The organism is Desulfosporosinus sp. FKB (assembly GCF_002196705.1).
GTDB lineage: Bacteria > Bacillota > Desulfitobacteriia > Desulfitobacteriales > Desulfitobacteriaceae > Desulfosporosinus.
In genome coordinates this window covers 1-22,101 of the sequence record NZ_NADJ01000021.1, presented here as the reverse complement: position 1 = coordinate 22,101, position 22,101 = coordinate 1, and the positions used below count along the sequence as shown (strand labels likewise).

The following is a 22,101-nucleotide window of genomic DNA, read 5'->3' as shown; positions in this document are numbered from 1 at the left end:
TTCACCTGGGTGACCTCCGTTATTTTTTGATTGGATTCTGTTGGCCAACAGTGCATCCTCTCAAAGCTTAACGTGAGGTCGTCTTTTTTTCAAAGCTCATTTTTTGTTACTCACAGGAATGCTCCTTGAAATTGATGAACCGCTGTATGAATTCATGATGAGGGTTTATGAAAAAGAAATAAAAAATTCTGAAGGATGGACATTCGAAAAGTATTTTAAACAGGTTATACAGTCACATTGTCAAGATCGAATGGATACTAGAGAGCATGAAAGAAATTAAAGGGGAAATTCACATTCATTTAAGAGACTTTAATCTAGCATTTATACCGGATGGATACAAATCAGTAGTCTCCTAGTCCTTTGTCTCCTAATTTCTCTTTTATCATTCACTTATTCCAGGGAGAATAAAAAAAACAATTCCCATATTTTTAATGGCTCTCACTCAATTTCGTTAAAACCGTAATTTTACCATTACAACGGTGCTCCAAGGTGTTGGGATCTAGATGAGGTGAGACATTTTTAGCTTCAAAAACTTGCTGAAGCGTATCTTTTAAAATATCTCTAAGCTTGTCTTGAATATCTTCGATTGTACGGCATTCTTTGGCTTACTCTTTAAGAGCTTCTTGGTAATCACTTTGCATAAATGTTCAATTCCTTGGTAATTCTACCCATTTACACAAAGTTTTTTACATCCTAGTTTTTAAATTTTGTCGGAGTGTTTGATGATATTTCAAAACCACTCTTTATCTCCAAATTGATAAACAAAATGCCCTCAGATAGAAAATTATGGTCTATCTGAGGGCTCGTTCTTATTGGGATTTTCTCAACTAAGTGTTCCAAAAGTATAATCGCCGATTCCTTAAGAACTAAGTAATTAGGCTCATAGGTAATTTTTTGTTAAATCGTTCAGGTTCAATTAGTTCCAGTTACTCAACATTTTTGTAAGTTCTATTCTGTTTAATTCCATAAACCACTTGGACTCCAATATTACACAGGATAGAGACTTTTTCTGCTGTATATCCCAACTCTAGCAATGAACGAATTTTCCGTACTTCTTCGTCATGTAGTAACTTTTGAATATTCCGGGTCAAACTGTTCAGTTTGACCGCTGAGATTGAACAGTGTTTCCGTTTGAAAATGAACACCCTTCAGACACATGTTTTTCTCTGGGGGCGACTTGACATGGGACCCTGCGTCGGATGCTTCAATGGGTCGAGGGTAGCATCCGTCGCCCCCATGTCAAGTCTTTAGTCTGTAGTAAGGATTCCGAGAATTGTTTCAAGAGAATCATAAGGTGTACAGTTACTCCGTTCGGACTGTTCAATTAAAGCGGAAGAGATGTTCAGCCTCAGCGGTTTAGGTGCTTTTTCTCAGCGGAATATTCACTTTTTCTTTCTATTTTTGTAGATAGCAACGAATCTTTCCCATCCATCAATATAAACGTGCTTCCATACTTTATCTTTAGCAATAGACCTGATAATGGCATAATTAACATTCATATCATTTGAAATATCAATAATTCTTTGACCTTGCATTAATCTTTTTTTAATTTCACTTGCCTGTTCTTCATCTATTACTGCAACCATATTTTTAGATCCGATGTGGGCATCTCTCATTTTTTGCCTGGATTCTTCTGAATAGATAAACCCAGTCCTAATAGCAAGAATTCTCTTTGCGTGTTCTCTTGTCATTTTTCTATGAGGACTTGATTCTCTCATTTTTCGTTTAGTCTCTTCACTATGTCTTCTTCCAAGATTATGTATCCTATTTTTTTCTCCAACAATTTTTTTTGCTTCTTCAGACATAGGACATTCTCTTTTCCCATCACCACCAATCGTTAAATTAAAACCATTATTATAAGTGTCATATGTCTTAATGTACATGATTTCAAGCTCATTCAGATCCTCGTCTTTTTTAAGAATGTGAACAACTTCAAATTCAAAATCATTTTCACCATACTTATTCCAAACATTTTGAAGATATTTATTATCATGAGAATTGTGTTTTAATTTCCACACATGATGCCAATATCTTTCAATAAATCTATATTTAGTCTGACCAATATATATTCTCCCTGTACTAAGTTGTGTGATTTTATAAATACCAAGAAGATTACAATATTTACCTTCATTAATAAACTTCACTCGTTTTACTCCCTCTACAAGTGTTGTCGGAATAAAATCTTTAATGAAACACGCTACATTTCTTTAAATGCTACAAGTGGGTTTAAAATGTATTGTCATCCGTCAGGATCGAATTGAAGATAAGAGAAAAAACTTTACCTACAAAGATCTCAAAGATTCTTTCAATGGGCTGTGGATATAAAAAAGTGCATATTCACAGTCACATCTTGCCCAGTACTTCGCGATATTCTTTTTTTTCAATATTAATTCTAACTTAAGGCAGTATCCTTAACAATTTTTGTGTTTTCGCCACAAGATCTCACCTCTTTCTTCTAGTATATAAATAATAATAACACAAAAATAGTATATTTATATTTTAATATTTTAATTAAGTTATAATTCAAAAATACATTTACAATAATTTATTTTAATTTTATAATGTTAATATATTCAAGTATAGTATTCGTTATAAATAATTTATAATCGACATTAAAACTACCAAGAATAACAATTAAGGTGAAAGTCAATATTTATCAGATTACGCAAAATAAAGAAGAGCCCCTCAACTGGCTCCCTTTCTATCATTTCAATTATAAATTTGAGTTTAGGTTTTTTTGACACTTATATATAATTTCCTATGATTAAGAAACTAATAACTGATTTGATACCATTCAATTTATCACATACAGCATCTTGCGAAGAACAAAAATTAATTATACAATTAACAGATTATACTATTAGAATTTTATGGACTTTATTTTATCATACGTAAAGGAATATTCGCTACACTGTTGAAATTAAATATTTGATAAATATTACATTCTATATATAAGGTGGTGGAAAAATGACAAAACACATAACTGAATTAAATATTAAGACATATAGAGGAATCAGTAACTTAAAGATAAAAGATTTTGGCGAATTTAATATTTTTGTTGGTGATAATAATTGTGGCAAAACCAGCGTTTTAGAAGTATTAAAAATATTATCGCAACCAAATGATATTGGGAGCATTATTAAAGTTGCACTTAATAGAAAGAATAAAATAAAGCCAAAAGATTTTATAGATACTGTTTTGACCATATTTAAAAAAGAAGTTCCAAATGAACAGGATAATAAAAATATGCGTGACGTTTATACTTTGGAAGTTTCTTGTCTTCTTAAAAATAAATGGATTTCTCTTGAAATTTTTAGTGAGTTATCGAAAGAATTTGATTTTTCTGATGATAATCTGGATTTTGATTCACTAATTAACGGAACATTAAGGGTCACGAATGATACTGTTAAATCAACAAATATTTTCACTTTAGATTCTAGAACAAGATTCAATGTAGATACAACAGAAGAATTTTATAATTGTGTTTTTATGCCTGTTAATGTTAATCTCTATAATAGTTGTGTAACTTTATACCCTGAAGTAATTAAAACAGAAAAGAAAGATTTATTTATTCAGGTATTAAAAATATTCGATAAAGATATTAACGATATTTCAATTATAGAAGAAATGATTTGGATTCATCATAAAAATAAAGAAACAATGCCTTTGTTTTCTTATGGTTCTGGAATGCAAAAAGCTTTATTAATGAGCATAGTATTAGTTATGGCTAAAGACGGAGTATTACTTATAGACGAAATAGAAACAGCTTTACATACATTAGCCTTACAAGAAGTATTTAGTTTTTTAATTAAAGCTTGTAAAAAAATGAACGTTCAATTATTTTCAACGACACATAGCATTGAAGCACTAGATAAATTGTTACTCACTTCAGAAAGCTATGGAAATCTTAATGAAATTAGAGTTATTACTTTAAAAAAGAACGAAAAATTAAATAAAACAACCGCCAGAGTTCTATTAGGTTATGATGCATTAGATGATAGAAAAAATTATGAAATGGAACTTAGAATATGAACAGTGTAATATTATGTGAAGGAATTGATGATGTTCTAATCTTAGGATATTTTATTCACAAAATATCAAATGATCCAAAGTGGCTTTTTGATAAAAAAGCTAATATATCTAATAACTTTAAAATAAGGCCTCAAAATAGGAATGAAAAGATTGAAATATATACACGCGGTGATGACAAAATTGCGATTTGGTGTGTTGGGGGGAAAGACACCTACGATTATGCTATAAAAACCATTTGTAGATTAAATACCACCTTTCCCAAAGAAAGGTTTGAAGAAGTGATAATTTTTTCAGATCGTGATAAAGACGATATAAGTATAGTGATTAAAAATATTGAGGATTTGTTTAAAGCTAATCGATGGCCAATGTCATTATCAAATAACAAAGCAAATCTATATGAATATGAAATTGAGAATGAAATATATCAAATTAATGTTACACCAATCATAATCCCTTTTGAAAGTGAGGGGGCATTAGAAACTGTATTGATTCAAGCTATTGCCAACACTTGTGAAGAAGATAATTTTGTTGTGGAGTCTGCTCATCAATATATTAAAGAAATAGTCAATAGTGGTAATCTATCAAATTATTTACAGCATGATAGACTAAAATTAAAAGCAGAGTTTTCATCAATCATTTCTATTACTAACCCCGATAGATCGACTGCTTCTTTCAATGAATTACTAACATCACATAAATGGGAAGAAAAACAAGAAATAAGAAAACACTTTCAATTAATAGAAAATACATTTAAGTAATTTGGAATGAAAATTTAGAGGGTATTGTGTAAGGCGGTTCTTTTCATATATGAAACCCCAAACTAGCATAATTACTGACTTTTCTCTTCCAAAAGTTCAATAACCCAGACACATTGGCAAATTGTTCATTTAGCCTCTAGTCCCTGTATTGCAGGGCTTTGAGCTTTTTTGAATGCTACGAGAATGTAAAAAGTTTTGTGTTAATGGATAAACTCCCGTTTGGCAGAAACTAGTTTTATGTAGTTGCTGCCAAACGGGAGTTTAACTTTGTATTCATTTGCATCTTATTAAATGTCTCATTTTTTACATTCAATCCAATTTTTTAAATTATTTTTGAAGACGAACCTGTTAGATCCACTAAAATCAGAAGGCAAATATGTCAAACCAGCTATATCTGAGGGGAGTTTTACATTCGAATTTTCTTTTATTATAGCAACATTTTCTCTTCCCATTTTCCCCACAAATAGTCCACACTCGAAAACCACATTGTCACGAGGCACTCCAACTTGGCGACCAGAATCATCTTGGATTTTATCATCTTCACTAAAATAGATAATTGCTTTTTGGCAATTATCACACATTTTTATTAAGCTTTCCAACGTAAATTCACTCAGAGGAAATGAATTATTGCCATACCAAGGAACTGCTTCACATTTGAGTTCATTAAGGATCATTCCAATTTGCTCTAAATGATCCTTCTTACCTGTAGAACTAGCCATAAATATTTTTAAGTTAGTATTAGATAAGACATTCGAAGGAGGATCAAGTATAACGTTCAGCGACGAATCCCACAAATTTCTTAAAGCATTATAAATTTCATAATTATTATCTATTGAGAGTATCTTATGAGCATCAATACATGACACATTTTTATATAGATATTCACTTTCTATCGCCATTGTTTTTACTGGTTCAAACTTAAAACATATATTATTAGGATCATCACATTTTTTATCGGTTACTTTTAGTAACTTTATATTATAATTCGAATAATCTCGCACGTAAAAACCAATAGCATATAAAGGACACGCAATCTCTTTAATTGCTTTGAACTCATAATTGTTTAAAAATTTCCTCTTATAACTACTTGCCCATCCTTCTTTATCCCAAAAGTTTTGTACAATTGTACCAAGCAACAGCACTTTTACATTATCAATATCCTCCATTTTGGCCCCCCATAATAATCTATCGCTCTATTTCCCCTAATAAAAGTGTTGGTAGGATAATTATTAACTTTTCAATAAGGCATAAATATTCTTCAATTAAGATAAGTTAACAAACAAATCAGTAGATACTAGTATGCCGTATTTATATTTGCTTTTCTTATCTCCGTCGTTTCATATTTTTAATTCTACCTTCGCCTTCAAATTCCTTCATTTCTGTATATTATAGAGCAATACTATTTTTTTGCAAAAGAAATGGAGGACCGCCACCCACTCCCAATAAAAGTTTACACTTATAATTGAAATTCTTTAGGGTTAGGACTACTACTACTTTTCATTAAATTGATAAGCTAAAGCCTTACTACAACCTAGCCTATAGCTTGACGCTTGCCTCATCCCGCTCTTCAAAACAAAAACAAAATGCGTTGGTGTGAGAACTTCAATCTTCTCAATCCACGCATAAATATTTGTTCAATTCTTACAGCAACGATTCCCTGTCGTTTAGCGTCTGTACAATTTCATCAAACCCCAGTTTAAGGCCATCCTGCAAATCGTTTACCTTATCATGCTCCAGCCTCTTCTTTCGAACTTCCTCCAGTTCTGCTAGATAAACTTTTGTACTCCTCATTATAAATCTCAGCATCTACGTTATTATTTACCTGAAACCGAATAGCTGAACTACCACTCATATTTGCTTAATTCACTTTCTCCTTTATTTTAGGATTTTAAGTAATAAAACTCCTATTTTATTGGATATTCAACCATGACTAATTATCTTTTTAGAATAATTACTCGTATCGTTCGTATGCGATAACATTACGCCATTCATATAAGTGATATTTACTCATTTTCGGTCTTCATATTGATTTTCATACAAAAAGAAGACCGCTGATAGTTTCAGCAATCCTCCTTTAACCCTAACCAAAATTAAGCATATCACATAGTGACATCAGTTTCTCAACTTTATCTACAATCCGTTGTTGCTCCGCAATCGGAGGGAGTGGAACAAGCGTATTATTAACTATAGACTGATTAATTTTGGGCATACTTTCGGAAGTTCCTGAAGCTGAACTTCGGTAATATTCACGAACGGTACTGCTCGATAAGACAAACTGTATATACTGAAGTTGAATGCATTCAAAAAGTTGAATTTTCATCATTAAATCCGGGTAAATATATGTTTTTGGTTGACCCGTATAAATACAACTAGTACCAACATAGTCCAAAGAATTACTTCGTTGTATAAGGATATCTCCAGGTTCTAACCATAAATAGGACTCATCTGAAATAGTTTCATCAATATATTTAAAACAATCAGGTTTAAATTTCCCAGATGTCGTCGCCGTCAGCGTAAGATTTTTAACCTTAGTAACCTTTTCAACAGCTTTGGGGGAGTATCCGTTTCTAGGTTTTTCTTTAATAATTCCCCCTAACCGTACCCATTCCCATCCTTTCGGAAGTTCAAATGGCTTCTCATCATCCGTAATATCAGGTAAAGCTTTCTCTTTCTCTTTCTTTATTTTTCCTTCCTTAATTAGTTGCTCTTTTTCTGCTTTAATTTTTCCTAATAAAACACTTGCAGGTACATCATTAGAATCTTGCTGAACCAACTTACCTTGTACAGCATACTGCAAGATAGATTTTTTAAGATTGTCAGAAAAAGAGCCTTCAAGTAATGAAAGTTCCTGCTCAAGCTTCTCATACTCATCAATTTTAGGTAATATTTCTTCTATCTTTGAATTTATTCGTTGTTGTTCAGCAAGAGGTGGCAAGGGGACAATTGTATTTAAAATTAACTCGTTAGATATATTATCATTTGTTGAATTCACATTACCTTTTATATAAGTTTTAATATATTGTGATGAGATAATATTAAACAAATAATTTATATGTTCTTTATTCGGCAATAACGACCTGATTCTGCCAACTCTTTGGTTTAAATATATATCGTTATATTCTAAACTTTTGATCTTTAGTGTCTTACCTACAGTACCACCCGTCATGGCAATAACAATGTCATTTTCCTGAACTCTATATTGTTCGAGTTTTTTTGAATAGGGATACTTTTTCATATTATCTACTTTTAGAAGTTTTTCGTCAAAATCGGAGATTCTAAGGACTCTAATACCTTCATCCGAGAAATATGTACTCTTAAAAGCATATCCACCAATTAAATTGATTATTTCCCCTATTCGTACCATTTCCCAGCTATCAGGTATCTCGAAAGGCTTTTCATCATCAGTAATTGTAGGTAATGCTTTTCCTTTTCTTACTTTCCCTTCCTTAATTAGTTGTTCCTTTTGATTTCTTATCTTTGTCAGCAATTTAATAGCTGGTTCATCATCAGGATTTTGTGGCACTAATTTTCCTTGAACAGCTAGTTGTAGAACAGCGTTTCTTAAATAGGAGGCTTTCATTATTCAACCCCCAATAATCGCTGTATTTGTGTTAATATATCTTCTATTTTGTTATTGAGACTTTCCTTCTTCATCCTATAACTAGCAATTAATTCATCTGGCTCTAATATTTCTTCTTCCTCATGCGGAAATCCACATAAATCAATATTGTAATTCTTTTCGGCTAGTTCCGTTACAGAGAACTTCTTTGCCTTATCAAAACCATCAGTATTAATTTCTTGACGGTTATTCCACCATTCAACCACTGGAGCAAAATGCTCAAACTTAATTGGTTTAGTCTTAGAAAAGTTCTTATACCCCTCTGGCATATCCATTCTGTAAAACCAAGTTTCTGTAGTCGGCTGAGTTTTATCAAAGAAAAGTATATTCGTCGTGATTGAAGTATAGGGAGCAAAAACACTATGTGGCATTCTGATAACCGTGTGCAAATTGAATTCTTCTAACAACTTTTTCTTAATCGCAGTCTTAGCATTATCAGTTCCAAATAAGAAACCATCTGGTAATATAATGGCTGCTCTTCCTTTTCTCTTTAAACGATACATTATGACCGACATAAATAAATCAGCAGTTTCTGAACTTCTCAGTTCTACGGGAAAGTTCATCTTTACAATGTCTTTTTCATTCCCACCATAAGGAGGATTCATCAACACAAAATCAAATCTATCCTCTTCCTTGTATTCTCTTACATTTTTCTCCAGAGTGTTCCCATGAATTATTTGAGGCTCATCAATATCGTGCAAAAGTAAATTTGTTACGCATAGAAGGTGGGGTAACGCCTTTTTCTCAATACCAAATACGGATTTATTATACTGTTCTTTATCCTCTACGGTATTGACCTGCTTTTCTAAGTACTTCAAGGATGAAGTTAGGAAACCACCTGTACCACATGCGAAATCACCAATTCTTTCCCCTAGCTTTGGCTGAATCATTTCTACCATAAAATCAGTTACCGCTCTAGGAGTGTAAAATTCACCGCTCGATCTTTGACTCTGCAAGTCCTTAAGAATCGTTTCGTAGATTTCATTAAATGAGTGCCGCTCCTGATAATCACTGAACTCTATCTCATCAATTACATTTATAACTTGGCGAAGTAAAATACCGTCTTTCATGTAATTATAAGCGTCCTCAAAAGCATATTTAACAATTGCCTTTCTTTGAGGAGTAGTTTCATCGATCTCTATTTCCTTTAATTTAGGGAATAACTCTCCATTAACAAAATTTAGCAAAGAATCTCCTGTAAGGGCATTACCGTCTTTTTGATCGACTGCCCAATTTCGCCACCGTAATTCTTCGGGGATGATAGAGGTATAATTATCCTCATGAAACTCCCATAGTTCTTCCTTAGCGTCATACACCTTTAAGAACAGAATCCACACCATTTGCTCAATCCGCTGAGCGTCACCATTTACACCTGCGTCATTTCGCATGATATCTTGTAATCTTTTTACTAGCGTGTTAATTGTCATCTCTTAGTTGTCCTTCCATCTGCTGTAATTAGGCTAAATAAATTTCATTCTCTAGTTCTTTAACTGCTTTCAAATAATTTGATTTACCACCAAAAGCTTTAACGATTTTCAAAGGACTCCCAAACCGCTCGAAGTCTTTAAGTTCTAGAATTTTGGTGTCATCAAGATCAATAATACCCTCATTCATATACTTCTCTAGTAATGCTTCCAATACTTGCTTTGCCATATCTCCATATTTGTAGAGATAGCCGCGTTTCTTAACATTGTTTGCTCTCTCGGCTTTTGTTAATGGTTTCTGGTCAAATGCGATATGACAGATCAAATCAAAATCATCTAGATTCTCATTTTCTGATTCTTCTCGTAACGCATCAAGCAATACACCTTGCTCTTTTAGTTCTTCTATTATTGCCTGTTTTTTATCTTCCTCACTCCATTTTCGAAGAAAGGTATTTAAATCCGCAAACTCCTTCAGAATGTTCTTTTTTGAGTAATCAATAAGTGATTCCGTTATTAATTTTCCGTCCTTGTCGTAATATTGAACCCGCTCTGAAATCACTTTCACAATAATATCATTTACCCTATATTTCCTGGGTTTATCAGAGCCATTAACAGTCCAATCTTCAAAGACATGGTCGGGTTTACCATCAGAATTAGAATACTGCCCCTGGAGGTCTTCGGGATTAGTATCTTCATCTGGCATATCAGATGGTACAATATCATCCCCATTTTCTTCATTTGGCTCATAGATTTGTACTGGCTCACCATCAAACGCAGGATCAGCAAACAGCCGACTCGCATTCCTGAAGTCAATGATTGTGAAATACTCTTTGCCATAGTCAGGTCTCAATCTAGTGCCGCGTCCAATAATCTGTTTAAATTCTGTCATTGAAGTTATATTGTTATCGAGCACAATGACTTTACAAGTTTTGCAATCAACTCCAGTTGTCATCAGTTTCGATGTAGTAACAATTGTAGGGTAAAGACTTTCTTCGTCAATGAAGTTATCCAGTTGAGCCTTACCTTCAGGATTATCACCAGTAATTCTCATGATATATTTCGAGTTCTTAGCAACCAGGTCAGCATTTTCATTGATCACTGCTTGCCGCATTCTTTCGGCATGCTCAATATCTATGCAAAAAATAATCGTTTTTGAAAATCTATCTATCTTCTTCAAGTACTCAGTAACTTTGGCGGCAACCTTCTTGGTGCGGTCATCAATTATCAAGTTTTTATCATAATCCTTGACGTTATATTCACGATCCTCAATCTCATAACCATTGACATCAAGCTTTCCTTTTACAGGACGATAACCCGTTAAATCCTTATCCAAGCCAATTCTAATAACTTTGTATGGTGCTAAAAAACCGTCATCTATTCCTTGCTTTAAGGAATAGGTGTAAATTGGCTTGCCAAAATAATGAGTATTTGAAGTATCAGTTGTTTCCTTTGGTGTAGCTGTCAAGCCAATATGAGTTGCAGAAGTGAAATAGTCTAGAATCTTACGCCATCTTGACTCTTCTTTGGCAGACCCTCTATGGCACTCATCAATGATAATCAAATCAAAAAAGTCAGGCTTAAATTGCTTGAACACTTCAAAATTGTCTTCACCAGACAATTGATGATAAAGTGAGAGATAAACTTCATAGGAACTATCCATTTTTTTGTTTTCGATTTTGGTCATGTATTTTTGAAATGGCTTGAAGTCATTGAGCATCGATTGATCCACTAAGATATTTCGATCAGTTAAGAACAGGATTTTTTTCTTTATACCTGCTTTCCATAACCGATACATAATTTGAAACGCGGTATAGGTCTTACCAGTACCTGTTGCCATCACTAGTAACAGTCTATTTTGACCTTTGGCAATGGCTTCGATAGTTCTATTAATAGCGATTCTTTGATAATATCTAGGCTGCTTATCACCCATTTGGAAGAAATAAGGTTCTTTAATAACTTCTTCCTGTTTATCATCGATCCCTTGAATGGATTTATACCGCTTCCAGAGGTCTTCAGGAGATGGAAATTTCCCTAATGGAATCTCAGTTTCTGTACCATTCTTCCTGTCATGCTCCAAAAAACCATCACCATTAGAACTGAAGGCAAAGGGAATATCAAGAATTTCAGCATACTCAATTCCCTGCTGTATACCTGCACCAACAGTATGATTATTATCCTTGGCTTCTACTATAGCAAGAGGTAGATTTGGTTTGTAAAACAGTATGTAATCGGCACGTTTTCTTTTTCCACGGGAAGTTAAGTTTCCTCGAACAATAACTCTTCCATCAGTAAAGAAATACTCTGCTCTTATCTGTTTTTCTAAGTCCCATCCAGAATTAATTATTGATGGAGTAATGTACTTCATCTTTATGTCTTCTTCAGATAAAGCTTTTTTATTTACTGCCATAATAAAATTAAACCTCCCATGGTAACAATCAGGAGAAACCATCTTTTGGCATATAATCTATGATACTTTGAATTACTCCTTTTTTCATTATAAATTAATTGGTAGACATTTTCATTAAAATTCCTTTTTTAAGCGGTCTTTTCATTATATAGATCCGACAGACATACTTCGGAGCCATCTGGATACGCCGTAATACGCATGATAGAAAGTAAATTGCTGTACGATTTTAAGAAAGCACATTGTGTATGTCTCGTCACTTTTACAAAAATTGTTTAGTTCCTCCTATTGATAGCATAAGAAAAGGGATGGTATTAACCATCCCCTTTTAGTCAGCTCATACTGCTTGACTTCCTTCTTTAATTAACTTATCAAGATCGTAAAATCCACTTTCCTCAACTTTATCATTCCAATATTTCTGTTCATCTGCTTTTAGCTTTTCTCGGATGAAGACATCAGCAGCCTTTTCGTAGAATTTTTCAGGGATATTTGGAGTAAATACCCCAGGGTTTTTATCTTCCAAATCCTCTAAAAATTTACTTTTAGATACAAGAGTACGTTCAGATGAAATAACCTCAACAAAAGGTTTAAGTTTATCTCCCTTTATTTTAGTTTTAGATTCAAGGTTCCTCTCTACTTGTACCTTCCTTATTATTTTGACGACGTTCTTGTTGTTTTCCTGTTCCCATTCTCGTCTCCTCGCCTCCAGATCTTGAACTTCTTGGGCATTATCAGCTTCACTAACTTCTTGTTTTACTTTTTGCTCCTCAACTATAAATGGGTTAAATGGATTTGAATTTCCAATGGCACTTTCATGTGGTATATGTACAGCAACATTTTCAGATTTAAGTTTATCCTCTTCAAGCTTGTGAATATCAACATCATTATCGTACTCACTCTTCCACTTTGCCTGCTGACGTTTTAACTTACCAAGATCCTTCCTCTCTGCTTGTGTTAAGGTATTCTCGGTAGCCTTTTTTTCTAGCATATGAATTTTTTGAGTGATAGATCTTTTGTTATCAGAAGAGATTTCTTGAATGGCTGTTCGAAAAGCCCATCCTTCGCTTTCCTTTTTTTTCTTATATGCTGATATGCTTTCCGATAAATCGGTTTCCCATTGTGAGTGAAATAGAGTATACGTAAAATTTGATTTTCTCACAATCAGTGAATCCCCTTCACGCACGAAAACCCTTTCTCCTGCACTATCATAACGTATCAAATCCAATTCAACTAGAACCTCAATATATTGCTTTAGAGTTTTATCTGACTCAATGAATATATCATCCTTTATGGTTTCATAGCTAGGATAAGCAACTTCAGGTCTTCTTTTAGCAGGGGAAATATCATTAGAATTTCTCCACATCCTGCTCTTAAGGTTACAAAAAAGATTGAGCAGGTTAAATCTATCCAAGTCCCCTGAATAATTCATGATTTTGTTGTATTCTGAGTCCAAAAGCATGAAATAATTTTGGGTTTTACCTTCCTCGTTGTAATCAAATATATTTAGTTTTGCATGGATAAACTCACTTGACCCCAGAGATTCCGTATCAACTTCGTTTTGAATACTAATTAAAGAATTTTGCTCAAGTTGAGATATAAAATCTTTAAAATACTTTCTCTCGCGGGCAATATTATTTTGAATGTTTAGCATCCAAAGAATCATATCCGTTGAAAAACGTATATAACCATTGACGTTTTGTAAAGCGACTAAATTTTTTAAGTATGCAACCGTTCTTTTACCAAATGATTGTATGTAACTATTGTCTATGTTTTCGCCAGAAGCAATATTTTGAACTACAATATTAGGGATCATTACATAAATATCTTCAGAAATATTATCCACTAACTTAAAATGTCCTCCTTCTTAACTAAAAAATTAATGAATTATTAAATTTGAGAATAGATTATTCTTTTCACGATAATAAATACTTATTTTAATCTTATTATTTATTATTTGTTCTTATTAAATATTAGTATATTCTTATTGCACTTATATGAAGCATACGATTAATTACACAAAGTTGATTAGAAATCAGACTTAGTGTTAAACTTTGATACATCAAGACGCTATTACACTCGACTTAGTGTGATTAATCGTTACTACCCCTAAAACACTTATATTTTATAAGACTATTTATAATGTGGGTCAGTTTCAGCGTTAAATTTGTTGATTCTTTTTAGTGTCAACATACTAAATCACTTTCGTCTTTATAGTCATAAATGCCCCAAACTTTGAATGACAGAGGATAGCCCTCATGTTCTGATAGTTTAATATTTCCAGTACCATCTCCAAGCGGAAAATCTGTCAGTCCTACAAAATTACTATCAACTGGCAAATGTTCAGCTTTTTTTACTTTAAGATCTAATCCCTTTGTCGAGAGGTAAGTCTTTAATTGCTCAATCTCTTCTTCAGTAAAAAACTCATTCGCTCCTCTCTCAGCTATGCTAATATCCTCTTTATTGGGGCTATAATTTTTAATGAGTTCTTCATAGGGCAGTGGTTCTGTCCTTTCTACGCAAAACCAGTGGCATTTTACTTTGTACTCACCGTTAATGTTAATTTGAATTAATGAATTGCAGTTAAATAAGTTAATCATTTAATCACTCCTGTAATATTTATTAGATTTTTAATCATTTTTGAGTAAGACTTGATATGTATTCTGCTCCGAAGTCACTAATCAACTTCTTCTGTTCCTCTTTAGATAGTTTGGCAAATATCTTATACCCTACAGTGGGGGAGAGGTTGCCGTTTTCAGTTAAGTCTTGAAGTTCTGGAATGAGTGTGAGGAGTTTTTTGTAGTTGCGTAACTGATCATCATTCATACCTAATTCTCTCGCCAAATCTCCCTGTGTCTTCAAACCCGAATTATTCTGGTTTGCTGTTCTGTCCCCACCTCTTTGTATTCCATAAATCCCTTCTAACTCAACAATACATCTTGCTAACTTAATAGGATTAGTATTACCAATACCTCGTTGACGAAGATTTGTTTCTGATAAATCCTTAAGAACCTTCTCTTCTGAGTCATAAATCCTAATCTCACAAGGAATGTCTTCGATTCCTAATACTTCACTCCCTCTTTCTTTTGTTTTTTATAGTTCTATAAGCTATAGGGTACAATAATCGTTTCTGTAATTTTCATCACTAGCAAATTTCTTGCAGAAGTTTACTAAATGCTGCTTATTATAGTTTTTAGGAAAATCTCTTCTAACTTGTCTATCGCTGTCTTTATAATAAAGCATCTTGCCATCTTCTTTGTATATCCATAATGTATATGGTACTTCTGGATCACCACCGGAATCGAATTCCAGTACAAATTTATAATCTCCGAATGAATGTTTTTGTACATCTGCTCTCATTATCTCACTCTTCTTTCTTAGTTTTATTTTTAGTTTACTTGATCCAATCAATCAGATATGTATCCATTAATAACGGGTAGGACTTGGGATTTTTAGGAAATCACTTATATTAAAGCATTTTAGGCTATTCGTCAAGAGAAAATGGTGAATTGAAAAAGTAACTTCCGCAAGTTTTTCTGCCGTATTGTTAGAATGAGGTGATTTATTTAAGGATTTTTCTTCTTCTAAAGTGTTTTCTATTTCATTTTGATCATTTCTGGCAGGGGAAGAATCTTCCCCTGCCTCAATCTTAGTATGTTGATTTCCCCTCCATTGGCTTTTACTCTTCTCATTCTCATATTGCAACCCTCTGAGATAAGCTTTTTGAGAATCATTGATATTACGTCTGGCAAATTGATGTGTGATAATCCAATCTAAAACATCTTCCCTAGTTTCAAATTCCATCTCACTTGTTTTAAACTGGATATTATTTTTTCCCTCTGAGACTTGCGTTACATAGGCTTCTATGGTAACATAGATTCATCGAAGGCTATATTATGTAACAAAACTAATACAAGTTACATCACTCCTTTGATCTAATAAAATATGACCTAGCCAAAGTAGTAGGAAATAAACGCTACCTATAATATATAGTAGCGTCATTTGTGTTCCCTGCTGGGCTTCAAGTATATCACCTTTAGATTTACATGTCAACTCTTAGAATAGTTTCTAAGAGTATTTTTATTTTATGCAACCTGTTTTTTAACTTTTTCCACCAGAATTATATTCTCAGCTTTCTCATCACTCACTATGTATTGTCTAACGAGTTTATTTAAATCCACATAATCCAAATGAAATGATTCGTCTAGTCCTATTTCTTTGGCTTTGGATTTAAGCTCATCTAAATACTGTTTAGCTTGCTGTAGATTTAAATATCCCCGGCACTCTTGGCTAAACTCTTTGTAAGATGCATAAATCCATGCAGTTTTGTTCCACTTTACGATGCTATTGGCGTGGCAGAAATTGCCCTGTGAATCCTTGATTACCCAGGCTAGTCTTTTATTATTAATGTTGCTCATAAATAAAAAACCCCTTTTACTTTTAGTTAAGGCTATTGGTTTGCTTGCCCTACACTTGAAGTATAAGGAGTTCCAAACAATATGTCAACAATATTTGCTATTATATTAGTCATTATTATCTAATGACTTCGTACTCAAATATCTCAGTCACACTACAATTTAAATAGACGCTAAACTTATAAGCCGTATCAAGTTGCACATTGCTTGCTTTACACAAATGGTACAACCTCTGTGGAGTCATGCCTAATTCCTTTGCCATGAAAGTTTTCATGATCCCTGTATTTTTCTGTAGTTCATCCAATTTCTTTTCTAAATTGTTTTTGATCTTAATTTCCACCATTAAACCCTCCCCGGTAAGTAATGTAAAATATTTCCTCTTGAAAAAATTTTACCATTTTATATATTATTAATCAACTATATCAACTAAAATATTATATTTTAAAAGCTAAGGTTTGGCTGTATCTCATGACAAACAAAAATAGATTAGTGGGCCATATGTTATCGGTTCTAGTTTGACAAAATTTATAATAATTAAAGGATTTTAAAACAAAGTGGCGAAATATGAAAATTATTACATTTTTGAGAGGCTAGGTGACTGTTGTGTCAAATGAGAGTTTTCTTGAAGCAATTTATATGATTGCTGAAAAATTGAAAGGGTACGCACTTACTCCAGATGAGAAAAAGGCGATAATACAAAGCTTTAATAATTCACAAAAACCCACTTCTGCCGAAAGAGCCAGTGAAGCTATAGAGAAATCAATTCATAGACCAATATTGGAGAAAAAATCTTTTTCCTTAGATAACATTGATAATTTATTATTACAAATGAAAATTGAAGCAGCTAAATGGGATAAGGAAAAACAAAAATGATTTCGTTGTTAGAGAAATTTTCTGATCCCGCTGTAAAAACAACTATTAACTTCATTGAAAAAAACCATTATGAGAGTATTTATTCAATTTTAATGATGTCGCTAATAGTCTTTTTTCTTTTGGGATATGTAATTTCATGGATAATTGGCAACAAAAAGCTGAAAAGGGAAATAGCAAAATTAGATATTGAGACCAAAGAAAAGAAATTAGCATGTATGGATAAAATTCAAAAATCAAGGAAGGAATATTATAACAAGTCTCAATTAATTCAACTTGGAATTGCAGCTATTATAGATGCTCAAAAAACAAGAGATTCAACAATATTGGCAAAAGCATGGGACGAATTAAATTTCCTTTTTTTAAATGATTTTTTAATTTCTTTTTCTGAATACATTGAAATGGTCGATATAGACATTACTAATAGTAAGCAACAAAAATTAAATTTTATAGATAATGATATTTTTAGATTATTTAAAACCATTGTAAACATTTATAATACAATAAACGATCCATTAGTTCTTGAACATGCTGCAAAACCTAAGATGAAAATTTCGAAAGAAACTGTTATAAACTTAATAAATTTTGTTGATAATAATATTTTCTTTTGGAATTTGAGTAGGAAACGTATTCTAAATAAATTTTTAGTTAATCTAGAAATTGCAGAAATACGTTTATTTGGACTAAGACGTAAGTATATTTATTAATATATTAACTTAAAGCCCTAAGAAGTTCGATTCTTAGGGCTTACACTTTGAATTCATAGGTAAGAAAATAACGTTTCAATCCATTGTGGGTAACTAATTATTCCTTAAAAGCTTTCGGTCTTTATTAATTTGACCTCACATTATTTTATGCCTGTTCCCATAAGTCAATAGCTTCTTGTTCTTCTTTTTGCTTAAGAGCTTTATTTAATTTTACTAATGTGTCATGCAATTGCTCAAATAACTTAATATACAAATCAATTGAATCCTTTAATCCGTTTGAATAGCCAAATCCATACTTATATCTTGGAATTTCTGATCTATATTGCTTTTCCCAAGAAGATGAACTATTGTAATTTTCATATTCATATTTAAATAATAGAACTCCTTCATGTCCATACAATTGACGAATAACACTTTCAATTTTATTATTAAAATTAGGTTTTATATTATATTTTTGATCAAATTCATTTTGCATATTTCTTATTGTATAATTTTTATATGTAAAACAATTCGTATTGTTAAGATATTCCTCTATTAATGTTGGAGTTTTTTCTATCAATTCTGCTAAGTCAGCTTTAAGTTCCTTTAGATTTTCAATTCCTAATCTTTTGGTAACTTCTACTTTTGTTTTAACGTTGAATTCAATATCGTTTTTATATTTTTCCTTAATAAATTCATTAATTTCCTCTATTACAATTTCGGCTTCATTATCTAATTGTGTTCTTATACTTTCAATATCGTTTCTATGCTTACTAATTTGAATTTCTAATGCCTCATATTTCTCACCCACGTCAATTCCTCCTGCGAAACAACTTAAATATTCTTCATACGTAATCCCCATACGTATCTATATTTTCTTTATCTAATGCTTGAACTACTATATTTTTATCTAAGTAGTCTTCGACAGAATTAAAGAGAATCCTTCATCATATGGAAAAATATGCATGAAGAAAATTACTCTTATTCCATTTAAGATTGCATGAAATGAGTCGAAGGGTAATTTATATGGCTGACGGTTTCAGAACGCTTACAGGTACGTTTCTGTGACTCTAAGCCCAATTTGTTTTTCATTTCATCCCATTTATATATGAGAATGTATAGAGCATTATTGTTCTCTTTTCGATAATTTAAATAGAGTTAAACCAAGGAGGTTTTATTAGTGGTATTATTGAATTCAATTCAATATCATTTGCTAATCATTTTAATTTACGGATTTGTTTTAATTCCAACAATCTTTTTCTTGAAATCAAATATAAGAAAGACAAACTTAAAGTTTTTAAAAGAAATTTTCACTAAACCATATAAGGATCTATGGAATGATGTCTTATTCCTAAAAGTTTTTTACATAGTGTTATTAGTGTTTTTTATATTAACTGTTTTAGTTACAGCCTATATCAAAATACTTGATACGTTTGGTGTGTTAACTCATTTTAAAACAATAATATATACTTTCCTCTTATCGGCTTTTACTATGCTTTTGCTTTTTATTATGATTACAATAATATTATCGTCATTAAAATGGTTCTTAGACTATATATTAGGCAATAATTCTTGGCAAATATTGAGTTATGCATTTATAATACCACTTATTCTAATAACATTCCTTTTAGTAATTAATCTTAATAATGTTCACCTGAAATCTTTAATATTCCCATTTGCTGTGGGACTAGGTTTTAGTCACATCATTGTAATTAGAGGTTTATTACTAATATCTAGCAAGACTTATCTACTATTTCCCAAGCCTAATAATAAACAAGTTTATAAATGGTACGCTAAATATGTTGGCATGTTTGTTTGGTTTGTAACAATTATCCAAATTCTTTATGCTGAAGTTTTGTTAATCTGGAAGATTGACCCCAATTCATTTGGGCCCGAAGGAACTATTAACCTGCGAAGGTTAGTTTATTTCGTTGTAGTTACATTCACAACAGTTGGAGGCGATATTACACCTACAGACAAATTGGGTCGATTAGCAACCATGGGAATTACTCTTACTAGCATAATATTTCTAATAATTTTTGTAAGTACAATTTTACCTATACAGGGATTCCCAACAGAAAACAACGATTCTTCTGATCACTCGATTAAGGAAAATTGAATATAGATACTAATTAACTTTAGTTTAACACTAATCCTTAAGAACCGTCTCCTTTCTAATGCAGACTTTTCATGACCAGTCGCTTGCTAAATGATATCAGAGATCATACGTAACTTTGATGCGATTTTGTAATCATCAAGCTCTACTCTTAGAACACATAGTAAGTCTTCCTTTTAAAATAGCAAGGGCTTGTCTTTTCATAACACAAACTATGTGATATTATACAGACAATTACAGGTAAATAGTTCCTAACTAGATTTTTCAATCATTTAAAAACTCTATAACCCTTATATACGTTAGAGCGTAAGGTTTCGAACTTGACTTTTTATAAATAAGAGATTCAGGTTCTAGTGCTCGCAAGGGCATGGAGGTTCAAGTCCTCTCGACCGCACCATAATTTAAATGCTGAAGCCCTTGATATTCAAGGGTTTTTTCTTTTTATATTTTGTTTCAATTATCTATTATATTGTATTAATTATAGAAGACAATGCTTGGGGACGAATTGGGGGCGTAATTTCTAACCAAATAATTTGAAGGACAAAACAATTTAGCTATTCATTAGCTGAAATAGATCATGACCATCTTGCAACCCTGTCTTATAAGCTTCTTCTAGGTAAATTGCTTCTGCAAGATTTATGAGACTTTCATATTCCAAAAATAGCGAAGAATTAGGACCCAGATGTTCTTTGATTTCGTACCCTAATTCAATAGCTTTATACATATACATTTTATATTCCTTGTCATTCTTGATGTTTTCATAAACGCCCATAAATATTCTTTCTTCCAAAAAATCCAACGTTTATCCCCTTCTCTTAAAACAGTTTACTGTTAATATTGTCTAAAATAAAAACAATTTATTAACTTTAGTATATAATTTTCTTCACGTCAATCTTCCGAAGGAAAACAGCTTTTTCTTTCAGAAAATAGAGCTTTGGTGATGAAGATTTGAAAAGACATAAGCGTTGTAGGCTTTATGAAGTTATAACAAAAAAAAGGCATAACACAAGATCGATTATCGAAATTAACAGATTATTCTCAATATCAATTATCTCAAATCATGAATGGTAAAGATCTATATCTATCTACGGCTCAAGAGATCGCCGGTGCAGTTGGAGAAAAAGTTGATTACCTTTGGCCCGATTATCGTCATTAATAAGACCCTAGCTTTTTTCAGCCGGGGTCTTACTATTTTCTTACATATTTGTCGCAGAACCATTAAGAATGTCGGAAAGCAGGAAATACCATACAAACATAGAAAATAATTTTAAAATTGTGAAGGAGATGTTAAGAAAAAATGCAAAAAGCAGGCGGTATCATATCTTTAATCGCAGGCGTCTTTGGCATCCTATCGGCTGGAGTAACTTTACTCGTTGGAGGAGCCGCCTCGGCATTCAACGCCAGCGGATCGAGTACGGTAGTAGGGCTCGGTTGAGGTGGAGTTCTGTTTTCTTTCCTGGTAATAATCCTTGGCGCTATTTCAATTGGGGCCAAAGGAAAGGTTCCCGGAATACTGCTCATTATCTCATCTATCTTGGGAGCAATTCTTGGAGGTACATTAGTGGCTATATTCATGGCGCTAGCATTAATCGGTGGAATATTAGCAACGCTAGGTGTTAAATCTGCTCCTAAAGAAATAAATGCTTAGTAAATTAAGAGGAGCATTCCTGTAAGTAACAAAAAATGACCTTTGAAAAAAAGACGACCTCACGTTAATCTTTGAAAGGACGGACTGTTGGCCAACAGAATCCAATCAAAAATAACGGAGGTCATCCAGGTG

Annotated in this window: 21 protein-coding genes; 6 read left to right on the top strand and 15 right to left on the bottom strand. The window is 32.5% G+C overall.

Annotated features, from left to right (window positions below; genetic code table 11):
- Nucleotides 1-1,382: 1,382 nt before the first annotated feature.
- Nucleotides 1,383-2,144 carry an NUMOD3 domain-containing DNA-binding protein gene (locus B5Y67_RS06720; protein ID WP_170932616.1) on the bottom strand — a complete coding sequence of 254 codons (762 nt, stop codon included), beginning with the start codon at nucleotides 2,142-2,144 and terminating at the stop codon, nucleotides 1,383-1,385.
- Between the two features lie 823 nt (nucleotides 2,145-2,967).
- Between B5Y67_RS06720 and B5Y67_RS06715 the strand changes: the two genes are divergently transcribed.
- Together B5Y67_RS06715 and B5Y67_RS06710 are read left to right on the top strand one after the other, a co-directional pair.
- On the top strand, nucleotides 2,968-4,032 hold the full coding sequence (locus B5Y67_RS06715; RefSeq protein ID WP_088225731.1) for an AAA family ATPase: 1,065 nt from the start codon (nucleotides 2,968-2,970) through the stop codon (nucleotides 4,030-4,032).
- Nucleotides 4,029-4,790, top strand: coding sequence for a DUF3226 domain-containing protein (locus B5Y67_RS06710; protein WP_088225730.1), 762 nt, complete (start codon nucleotides 4,029-4,031; stop codon nucleotides 4,788-4,790). The genes B5Y67_RS06715 and B5Y67_RS06710 overlap by 4 nt, the downstream gene beginning before the upstream one ends.
- A gap of 296 nt (nucleotides 4,791-5,086) precedes the next feature.
- Here B5Y67_RS06710 and B5Y67_RS06705 read toward each other — a convergent pair whose 3' ends face one another.
- The 12 genes from B5Y67_RS06705 to B5Y67_RS06655 form a co-directional block, all read right to left on the bottom strand.
- A complete protein-coding gene (locus tag B5Y67_RS06705; RefSeq protein WP_088225729.1) occupies nucleotides 5,087-5,956 on the bottom strand; it encodes a nucleotide-binding protein in 870 nt (289 codons plus the stop codon).
- 475 nt (nucleotides 5,957-6,431) lie between these two features.
- A complete protein-coding gene (locus tag B5Y67_RS25240; protein WP_170932615.1) occupies nucleotides 6,432-6,581 on the bottom strand; it encodes a hypothetical protein in 150 nt (49 codons plus the stop codon).
- Nucleotides 6,582-6,870: 289 nt separating this feature from the next.
- Complete coding sequence (locus B5Y67_RS06700) at nucleotides 6,871-8,370, bottom strand: restriction endonuclease subunit S (RefSeq protein WP_088225728.1); 1,500 nt, start codon at nucleotides 8,368-8,370, stop codon at nucleotides 6,871-6,873.
- A complete protein-coding gene (locus tag B5Y67_RS06695; RefSeq protein WP_088225727.1) occupies nucleotides 8,370-9,836 on the bottom strand; it encodes a class I SAM-dependent DNA methyltransferase in 1,467 nt (488 codons plus the stop codon). The genes B5Y67_RS06700 and B5Y67_RS06695 overlap by 1 nt, the downstream gene beginning before the upstream one ends.
- A 28-nt stretch (nucleotides 9,837-9,864) precedes the next feature.
- Nucleotides 9,865-12,240, bottom strand: a complete 2,376-nt coding sequence (locus tag B5Y67_RS06690; protein WP_088225726.1) for a DEAD/DEAH box helicase family protein — start codon at nucleotides 12,238-12,240, stop codon at nucleotides 9,865-9,867.
- Nucleotides 12,241-12,574: 334 nt separating this feature from the next.
- Nucleotides 12,575-14,080: a hypothetical protein gene (locus B5Y67_RS06685; protein ID WP_088225725.1), complete on the bottom strand. Its 1,506-nt coding sequence runs from the start codon at nucleotides 14,078-14,080 to the stop codon at nucleotides 12,575-12,577.
- Between the two features lie 340 nt (nucleotides 14,081-14,420).
- Nucleotides 14,421-14,834, bottom strand: coding sequence for a hypothetical protein (locus B5Y67_RS06680; protein WP_088225724.1), 414 nt, complete (start codon nucleotides 14,832-14,834; stop codon nucleotides 14,421-14,423).
- 34 nt (nucleotides 14,835-14,868) lie between these two features.
- Nucleotides 14,869-15,060, bottom strand: coding sequence for a hypothetical protein (locus B5Y67_RS25825; RefSeq protein ID WP_242975891.1), 192 nt, complete (start codon nucleotides 15,058-15,060; stop codon nucleotides 14,869-14,871).
- 282 nt (nucleotides 15,061-15,342) lie between these two features.
- Entirely contained in the window at nucleotides 15,343-15,594 is a 252-nt protein-coding gene (locus B5Y67_RS06670) for a hypothetical protein (protein WP_088225722.1), read from the bottom strand.
- A gap of 66 nt (nucleotides 15,595-15,660) precedes the next feature.
- The gene (locus tag B5Y67_RS06665; protein WP_088225721.1) at nucleotides 15,661-16,038 is read right to left on the bottom strand and encodes a hypothetical protein; all 378 of its coding nucleotides are present in this window, start codon (nucleotides 16,036-16,038) and stop codon (nucleotides 15,661-15,663) included.
- Nucleotides 16,039-16,319: 281 nt separating this feature from the next.
- Complete coding sequence (locus B5Y67_RS06660; RefSeq protein WP_088225720.1) at nucleotides 16,320-16,652, bottom strand: hypothetical protein; 333 nt, start codon at nucleotides 16,650-16,652, stop codon at nucleotides 16,320-16,322.
- A gap of 115 nt (nucleotides 16,653-16,767) precedes the next feature.
- Nucleotides 16,768-16,992 carry a helix-turn-helix transcriptional regulator gene (locus B5Y67_RS06655; RefSeq protein ID WP_088225719.1) on the bottom strand — a complete coding sequence of 75 codons (225 nt, stop codon included), beginning with the start codon at nucleotides 16,990-16,992 and terminating at the stop codon, nucleotides 16,768-16,770.
- Between the two features lie 251 nt (nucleotides 16,993-17,243).
- On the opposite strand from B5Y67_RS06655, the gene B5Y67_RS06650 reads away from it, so the two are divergent.
- Both B5Y67_RS06650 and B5Y67_RS06645 read left to right on the top strand, forming a co-directional pair.
- Nucleotides 17,244-17,522: a hypothetical protein gene (locus B5Y67_RS06650; protein ID WP_088225718.1), complete on the top strand. Its 279-nt coding sequence runs from the start codon at nucleotides 17,244-17,246 to the stop codon at nucleotides 17,520-17,522.
- Nucleotides 17,519-18,226, top strand: a complete 708-nt coding sequence (locus tag B5Y67_RS06645) for a hypothetical protein (RefSeq protein WP_088225717.1) — start codon at nucleotides 17,519-17,521, stop codon at nucleotides 18,224-18,226. The genes B5Y67_RS06650 and B5Y67_RS06645 overlap by 4 nt, the downstream gene beginning before the upstream one ends.
- Before the next feature lie 145 nt (nucleotides 18,227-18,371).
- Here B5Y67_RS06645 and B5Y67_RS06640 read toward each other — a convergent pair whose 3' ends face one another.
- On the bottom strand, nucleotides 18,372-19,016 hold the full coding sequence (locus B5Y67_RS06640; RefSeq protein ID WP_088225716.1) for a hypothetical protein: 645 nt from the start codon (nucleotides 19,014-19,016) through the stop codon (nucleotides 18,372-18,374).
- Between the two features lie 369 nt (nucleotides 19,017-19,385).
- Between B5Y67_RS06640 and B5Y67_RS06635 the strand changes: the two genes are divergently transcribed.
- Complete coding sequence (locus tag B5Y67_RS06635; RefSeq protein ID WP_088225715.1) at nucleotides 19,386-20,324, top strand: ion channel; 939 nt, start codon at nucleotides 19,386-19,388, stop codon at nucleotides 20,322-20,324.
- Between the two features lie 547 nt (nucleotides 20,325-20,871).
- On the opposite strand, the gene B5Y67_RS06630 is transcribed toward B5Y67_RS06635, so the two are convergent.
- Nucleotides 20,872-21,120, bottom strand: coding sequence for a hypothetical protein (locus B5Y67_RS06630; protein ID WP_088225714.1), 249 nt, complete (start codon nucleotides 21,118-21,120; stop codon nucleotides 20,872-20,874).
- A 498-nt stretch (nucleotides 21,121-21,618) separates the two neighbouring features.
- On the opposite strand from B5Y67_RS06630, the gene B5Y67_RS25600 reads away from it, so the two are divergent.
- Nucleotides 21,619-21,756 (top strand): hypothetical protein, encoded by a 138-nt coding sequence (locus tag B5Y67_RS25600; protein WP_207652406.1) that lies wholly within the window; start codon nucleotides 21,619-21,621, stop codon nucleotides 21,754-21,756.
- Nucleotides 21,757-22,101 lie beyond the last annotated feature (345 nt).

Coding starts and splice junctions, on each gene's coding strand:
- B5Y67_RS06645 (WP_088225717.1), top strand. CDS start 17,519: ATGATTTCGTTGTTAGAGAAATTTTCTGATCCCGCTGTAAAAACAACT.
- B5Y67_RS06700 (WP_088225728.1), bottom strand. CDS start 8,370: ATGAAAGCCTCCTATTTAAGAAACGCTGTTCTACAACTAGCTGTTCAA.
- B5Y67_RS25825 (WP_242975891.1), bottom strand. CDS start 15,060: ATGAATGATGATCAGTTACGCAACTACAAAAAACTCCTCACACTCATT.
- B5Y67_RS06665 (WP_088225721.1), bottom strand. CDS start 16,038: ATGGAATTTGAAACTAGGGAAGATGTTTTAGATTGGATTATCACACAT.
- B5Y67_RS06690 (WP_088225726.1), bottom strand. CDS start 12,240: ATGGCAGTAAATAAAAAAGCTTTATCTGAAGAAGACATAAAGATGAAG.
- B5Y67_RS06670 (WP_088225722.1), bottom strand. CDS start 15,594: ATGAGAGCAGATGTACAAAAACATTCATTCGGAGATTATAAATTTGTA.
- B5Y67_RS06655 (WP_088225719.1), bottom strand. CDS start 16,992: ATGGTGGAAATTAAGATCAAAAACAATTTAGAAAAGAAATTGGATGAA.
- B5Y67_RS06695 (WP_088225727.1), bottom strand. CDS start 9,836: ATGACAATTAACACGCTAGTAAAAAGATTACAAGATATCATGCGAAAT.
- B5Y67_RS06680 (WP_088225724.1), bottom strand. CDS start 14,834: ATGATTAACTTATTTAACTGCAATTCATTAATTCAAATTAACATTAAC.
- B5Y67_RS06710 (WP_088225730.1), top strand. CDS start 4,029: ATGAACAGTGTAATATTATGTGAAGGAATTGATGATGTTCTAATCTTA.
- B5Y67_RS06715 (WP_088225731.1), top strand. CDS start 2,968: ATGACAAAACACATAACTGAATTAAATATTAAGACATATAGAGGAATC.
- B5Y67_RS25600 (WP_207652406.1), top strand. CDS start 21,619: ATGCAAAAAGCAGGCGGTATCATATCTTTAATCGCAGGCGTCTTTGGC.
- B5Y67_RS25240 (WP_170932615.1), bottom strand. CDS start 6,581: ATGAGGAGTACAAAAGTTTATCTAGCAGAACTGGAGGAAGTTCGAAAG.
- B5Y67_RS06705 (WP_088225729.1), bottom strand. CDS start 5,956: ATGGAGGATATTGATAATGTAAAAGTGCTGTTGCTTGGTACAATTGTA.
- B5Y67_RS06660 (WP_088225720.1), bottom strand. CDS start 16,652: ATGAGCAACATTAATAATAAAAGACTAGCCTGGGTAATCAAGGATTCA.